Below are 6,209 nucleotides of genomic sequence, written 5' to 3'. Positions count from 1 at the left end.
GGCCCCACCCCCCCCACCCGCCCTGGGGCCCCCCCCGGCGGGGGCGCCACCCAGCCCTCCCCCCCCCCCCCTCTACCCCACGCGGGCCGCGCGCCCCCCCCCCCCCGCCCCGAGCTCTCGAGTGATCATGGGCTTGACCCTCACACCGTGTGAGGTCCTAAACCTGGAGGGGTCATGTTCAGTATCGGAGACTTCGCCAGGTTCGGATCGGTGTCGGTGCGAATGCTGCGCCACTACGACGAAATCGGACTGCTGCCGCCGTCCGAGGTGGATCCGTGCAGCGGCTATCGGTTCTATTCGGCCGAACAGCTCGCACGGCTCAACCGGATCGTCGCGTTGAAGGAACTCGGCTTCACCCTGAATCAGGTGGCCGAGCTCCTCGACGGGCAGCTGTCCGCGGAGCGGTTGCACGGCATGCTGCAACTGCGTCGCGCGCAGCTGGCCAATCAGGTGGCCGCGGACACCGCACGGCTCGCGAGCGTCGAGGCGAGGCTCCTGCGCATCCAGAAGGAGGGCGTCATGCCCGAGCAGGAAATCATCGTGAAACCGCTGTCCGCCACGCTCGTCGCCGAAATGAGCGAGGTCGCGGCCGAATCCGGGGAGGCCGCGGTCGGGCCCATCATCGAGCGGATCTACGCCCGGCTCGGGAAACTGATCCCGGAGGCCGGGCTCACCATCACCGGCGCGCCCGTCGTGTATTACGAAGAGCTCGAAGAAGGTTTGCGCGTGCACGTCGCGCATCAGGTCGCGGGGACCGCCGCGCCGGGCAGCAGCCTCGACCTGCACCTGCTGCCGGAGATTCCGCAGGCCGCGACCCTGGTGCATCGCGGGAAGCTGGCCGAACTGTGCGTGTCCTTCGAGGCCATGGGGCGCTGGGCCGACGAGAACCGTTACGCCCCCAATGCTCCCATCCGCGAGGTCTACCTCAATGCGCCCGAGGACCCGACCTCGGACGGGTGGGTCGTAGAACTGCAAATGCCGGTCGCCCCTGCCGTGTGAACGCCTCGGGCCCGACCCGGCATCCGGTGTCCTCTCGACTACGCGCTGCCCCAGGACTGCAGCAGTAGGTGATGTTCGACATGATCGAGGTCACCACATCGGCGAAATTCAAAGCCGCGGAACCCAGATCGACGCTGCCGCCACCATCGATATTTCCCGTCACGTTCCTCCAGAGTTGCTGATCATTTGCCCAACCCGCGGTATGGGGCGTTCGACCCGGGCGTGAACATCGCAACCGGACCCGGATCCGTGGGGGCACGGGCCGGTGTCGGCACTCGAAAATGGCTGGCACTGGCCGGTAGTGGCAGCGAGCGGAACTCGCACTCCCCGAAAAACACTGCGGCGCACAGCTGTTGCTGTGCGCCGCAGGGAAAGCCGGTGGCTAGTCCGGTCCGTTGCCCTGGCCCGCGGACGGCGGCGGGATCCGCACCACGCGGTCGTCGTACTGGTTGGGATTGCCGTCGGGTTTGTTCACGGTGCCGACCCAGATATTGCCGTCGCCGCCCAGCGTCGCACCGTCGAGGCGGCCGTACTTGTCCTGGGCCAGCAGCGAAGGCGCCGCGGTGACGGCGTGGGTGTTCTTGTCGGCCGTGGCGAGAGCCAGGGCCCGCTGGTTGGTCAGCGAGATCGCGACCCCGTCCGAGGCGGCGGCACAGCCCGCTACGCCGGGGTGATCGGGCCAGGTCCAAGCCTTCACCGCGACACCGTCGGGGCCGACCCGCTGCAGTCGATCCTCGGTAGCGGTGCGGTCGGTGATCCAGATGGAATCCTTGCCGTCCGAGCACACCCCGCCCGCCACGCCGATACCGGTCACCACCACATCGGCGGAGGCGCCGGGCGCGGGGGAGTTGATGCTGAGCAGCTTGCCTGCCATCGAGTTGGTGTCGGCCGCCAGCGACGGGTTGCCGGCGTCACCGGTGAGCACCAGCATGCGGTTCTGCGCGGCGAAATCGATGGACCCGCGATTGCCGTTGACCCCCTTCGGGATTCCGGTCAGGATCGGCTTGGGCGCGCCACCGTCGGTGGAGATGCGCACCACCCGGTTGTCGCCCCCGGTGGTCACGTACGCGTAGATCAGCCCGTCCTCGGTGAAGGTGGGCGACAGCGCCAGGCCGGTGAGACCCCCGTCGCCGGCCGGATCCACATCCAGCCGGGCGACCTCGATGGGCGCGGGCGGCTCGCCCTCGTCGGTGGCGACCACCTTCAGGATGCGCCCCGTGGTGCGTTCGGCCACCAGCGCGCTCCCGCCGTCCGGCAGCGCGACCAGGCCGGCGGTGGTGTCCAGGCACGAGACCACCACTGCCAGATCGGGATCCACGCACGGCAGATCGGGGCGTTTGGCATTGGTCGGCGGCACCTTCGGCGTGGTGGTGCTGGGCTCGGCGTCCTGCCAGGTCGGCTCCGTGGTGAACGGGCTCGAGGCACGATCATCGAAGCGGGCGCAGCCGGACAGCAGCACGGCGCCGAGCGTCACGCCCAGCACAACTCTCCGCGCACCCACCCCGGCACGGCCTGCGGCAACCAAACTCATGGTTGAGACGTTACGGAAAACCTGCCGTCCACGCTCGGACGGGGTGTCCCTTCCTTCGCCGTGGCGCGAATCGGACGGTGGACACGCCCGTGTTCTGCTGTGTGCCGAGCGGTTCTGGCTAATAGTGTGGCCCGCGTGACAGACAAGCCGAACGAGCCGTCCGCCGTGGCGGGCGACCTGCCGCCCGCTGCTCCGCGACCGGCCGGTGAACCGGTCCGGAGCCCCTTCGATTCGCCGACCGAACAGTTCGCCACCCCGTCCGGCGTCCAAACCACCGAGAAGCTACCCCGCACCGACGAGGAACTGGGTCTCGACCCCGAGGTCCCGCTCTACAACCAGGTCAAGAGCGCCATCCCCGGTGCGGCCGACGGCACCATCACCGAGCCGTCCCCGACCTACTCCTTCGCCAGCATCCCGCCGGCACCGCCCAGCCCCGCCGACAGCAACGGCCGGGTCCGCCGCCGCGACGACCGCCGCGGCACGCTGGACCTCGGACTGCTGTTGCTGCGCTTGGTCATCGGCGGCACCTTCATCTACCACGGCCTGCAGAAGGCCGCGGGCTGGTTCCACGGCCCCGGCTACGACGGCATCAGAACCGCCATGGAGAACGGCGGCTGGAAGCATGTGGACCTCGCCGCCCCCCTCCTCATCGCCGGCGAACTCGGCGGCGGCATCATGGTCGCCCTCGGCGTGGCGACCCCCCTGGCCGCCGGCGCCCTGCTCGCCATCATCCTCGACGCCTGGATGTGGAAGCAGTCCATGGTCCCCGGCTTCCAATACTCCGCCAAGGGCAACTCGGTAGAACTCGAATCCATCCTGATAGCCCTCGCCGCCATCCTCATCCTCACCGGCCCCGGCCGCCTCTCCCTCGACCGCAACCGAGGCTGGGCCACCAGACCCCTCTGGGGCTCCCTAGCCGCCATCGCCGCCGCCCTGGCCGCCGCCATCCTCGCCTACACCTACCTCCACGGCGGCAACCCCCTATCCGGCATCACCTTCAACTAACCCCCGACACCCCGAACCGCCAAGCGGCCGTACCGATCCCAACAGATCGATACGGCCGCTTCGTCGTACGGTCCATGTGAGAACCCTCGAACGGTGTGCCCCCGCAGGAACTCCTCGTGTACAGCATGAGACGTGGTAAATCCTGTGCGCTTCACCAGCGTGGGCGAGACCCTGCATCCTCCGGCTGCGCGGGAGGCTCCGCGAGACGTTCAGGTGTGATCTGAAAGATCCCGCGAGCCCCTTCGAGGGTGTGGGCTTGCCCCACAAATCTCCTACCCGGGGGGTGTGGGACTGGCGCCCGCAAGTCCTTCCACGGGATATGGAGCTGGCGCCCGGCCAGTCTTCCCAGGGGTGTGGGGGCTTGCCCCCACAAATTCTTCTCCGAGGGTGCGGGGGCTTGCCCCCGCAATCCTCTCCCGGGGGTGTGGGGGGCTTGCCCCCCACCACCTTTCACCACTGACGCGTGGTCCAGGATTCCCATTCCTGGAAGGTCTCCTGGTGGAGCTGGAGGACCCGGCCGGACTTCATGTCGATCTCCTGGTGCAGCATCGCCCGGTGCTGGTTGATGCGCATCTGCTCGTCCGGCGTCGCCATGAACTCGGCGTGGTCGAGTTCCCGCACCTCGGCGGCCAGCTCCTCGGCCTCGGCGAGCAATGCCTTCGCCTCGGCATTGCGGGCGTCCGACCGCTGGAGCATGGCCGTGTACTCGGCAAGCATGGAGTCGGCCTTGCCGATGTATTCGATTGTCATTCCCTTGCTTTCTTGATTACGGCACGCGCCGGACGGCACCCTTGTCGGCGGAGGTGGCGAGCGCGGCGTAGGCACGCAGCGCGGTCGTCACCGGGCGCTCGCGGTTCACGGGCAGCCACGGCCGTTCGGACGCTTCCATTTTCACGCGGCGCTCCGCGAGAACGTCTTCGGGGACCAGCAATTCGAGCGCGCGGGTGTGCACGTCGATGCGGATGCGGTCGCCGTTCTCGATGAGGCCGATGGACCCGCCGCTGGCCGCCTCCGGGGAGATGTGGCCGATGGACAGGCCCGAGGTGCCGCCGGAGAAGCGGCCGTCGGTGATGAGCGCGCAGACCTTGCCCAGGCCGACGCCCTTCAGGAACGAGGTGGGGTGCAGCATCTCCTGCATGCCCGGGCCGCCGGAGGGACCCTCGTAGCGGACCACGACCACGTCGCCGGGCTTGATCTCCTTGCCCAGGATCTTCGAGACCGCCTCCTCCTGGGATTCGACCACCACTGCCGGGCCCTCGAAGGTGAACAGGTCCTCGTCGATACCGGCGGTCTTCAGGATCGCGCCGTCCGGGGCGATATTGCCGCGCAGCACGCACAGCCCGCCCTCGACGGTGTAGGCGTGCGCCTTGTCACGGATGCAGCCGCCCTCGGCGTCGGTGTCGAGCGAGGACCAGCGGTTCTCGGTGGAGAACGGCACGGTGGTGCGCACCCCGCCGGGCGCGGCGTGGAACAGCTCGACGGCTTCGTCGGAAGCCTTGCCGGAGCGGATATCCCAGGTGTCGAGCCACTCGTCGAAGGACGCGGTGTGCACCGTGGTCACGTCGGTCTCGAGCAGGCCGGCGCGGCGCAGCTCGCCCAGGATGGCCGGGATGCCACCGGCGCGGTGCACGTCCTCCATGTGGTAGTCGGAGTTCGGCGACACCTTGGACAGACAGGGCACGCGCCGCGAGATCTCGTCGATGGTCTGCAGATCGAACTCGATCTCACCCTCCTGCGCGGCGGCGAGGGTGTGCAGCACGGTGTTGGTGGAACCGCCCATGGCCACATCGAGCGCCATGGCATTGCGGAAGGCCTTGGCATTGGCCACGTTCCGCGGCAGTACCGAGGCGTCGTCGTCGCGGTACCAGCGGGTGGCGATATCGACGATGACGCGGCCGGCCTTCTCGAACAGCGCCCGGCGCGCGGCGTGGGTGGCCAGCGTGGAGCCGTTGCCCGGCAGCGCCAGGCCCAGCGCCTCGGTGAGGCAGTTCATGGAGTTGGCAGTGAACATGCCCGAGCAGGAGCCGCAGGTCGGGCAGGCGGAGCGCTCGACCTCGGTGAGCCCGTCCTCGGTGACGTTCGGCGAGGCGCTGGCGGAGATGGCGGTGATCAGGTCGGTCGGGGCCTGGGCCACGCCGCCGACGACCACGGCCTTACCGGCCTCCATCGGACCGCCGGAGACGAACACGGCCGGGATGTTGAGCCGCATGGCGGCGTTCAGCATGCCGGGGGTGATCTTGTCGCAGTTGGAGATACACACGAGCGCGTCCGCGGTGTGCGCGTTGGCCATGTATTCCACGGAGTCCGCGATGATCTCGCGCGAGGGCAGCGAGTACAGCATGCCGCCGTGACCCATGGCGATGCCGTCGTCCACGGCAATGGTGTGGAATTCGCGCGGCACGCCGCCGGCCGCCCGGACCGCCTCGGCCACGATCTCGCCGACGTCCTTCAGGTGCACGTGGCCGGGGACGAACTGGGTGTAGGAGTTCGCGATGGCGACGATCGGCTTCCCGAAGTCGGAGTCGGTGAGACCGGTCGCGCGCCAGAGGGCGCGTGCGCCCGCGGCATTACGGCCGGCGGTGGTGATGCGTGAGCGAAGCGGTGGCATTGGTCAGGTCCTCGGGTCGTGTCGCAGTGGGCTGTTGAGCGACTGTCCAGAAATACGTCTCGCGAC

General features: G+C 68.8%; 5 protein-coding genes. 2 read left to right on the top strand and 3 right to left on the bottom strand.

The window, feature by feature from the left end; genetic code table 11:
• Positions 1-174: 174 nt before the first annotated feature.
• Positions 175-999, top strand: coding sequence for a MerR family transcriptional regulator (locus tag ABZV44_RS19720; protein WP_354837960.1), 825 nt, complete (start codon positions 175-177; stop codon positions 997-999).
• Positions 1,000-1,381: 382 nt separating this feature from the next.
• On the opposite strand, the gene ABZV44_RS19715 is transcribed toward ABZV44_RS19720, so the two are convergent.
• Complete coding sequence (locus ABZV44_RS19715; RefSeq protein ID WP_354837958.1) at positions 1,382-2,530, bottom strand: PQQ-dependent sugar dehydrogenase; 1,149 nt, start codon at positions 2,528-2,530, stop codon at positions 1,382-1,384.
• A gap of 135 nt (positions 2,531-2,665) precedes the next feature.
• Between ABZV44_RS19715 and ABZV44_RS19710 the strand changes: the two genes are divergently transcribed.
• Complete coding sequence (locus ABZV44_RS19710; protein WP_354837956.1) at positions 2,666-3,535, top strand: DoxX family protein; 870 nt, start codon at positions 2,666-2,668, stop codon at positions 3,533-3,535.
• Positions 3,536-3,985: 450 nt separating this feature from the next.
• Here the strand turns inward: ABZV44_RS19710 and ABZV44_RS19705 are convergent, their stop codons facing one another.
• Entirely contained in the window at positions 3,986-4,285 is a 300-nt protein-coding gene (locus ABZV44_RS19705) for a hypothetical protein (protein WP_354837954.1), read from the bottom strand.
• Between the two features lie 16 nt (positions 4,286-4,301).
• Positions 4,302-6,143, bottom strand: coding sequence for a dihydroxy-acid dehydratase (gene ilvD, locus ABZV44_RS19700; protein ID WP_354837952.1), 1,842 nt, complete (start codon positions 6,141-6,143; stop codon positions 4,302-4,304).
• Positions 6,144-6,209 lie beyond the last annotated feature (66 nt).

It is taken from the genome of Nocardia sp. NPDC004860, assembly GCF_040609015.1.
In the GTDB taxonomy this organism is placed as follows: Bacteria; Actinomycetota; Actinomycetes; order Mycobacteriales; family Mycobacteriaceae; genus Nocardia.
This window is presented reverse-complemented; position numbering and strand designations above follow the sequence as displayed.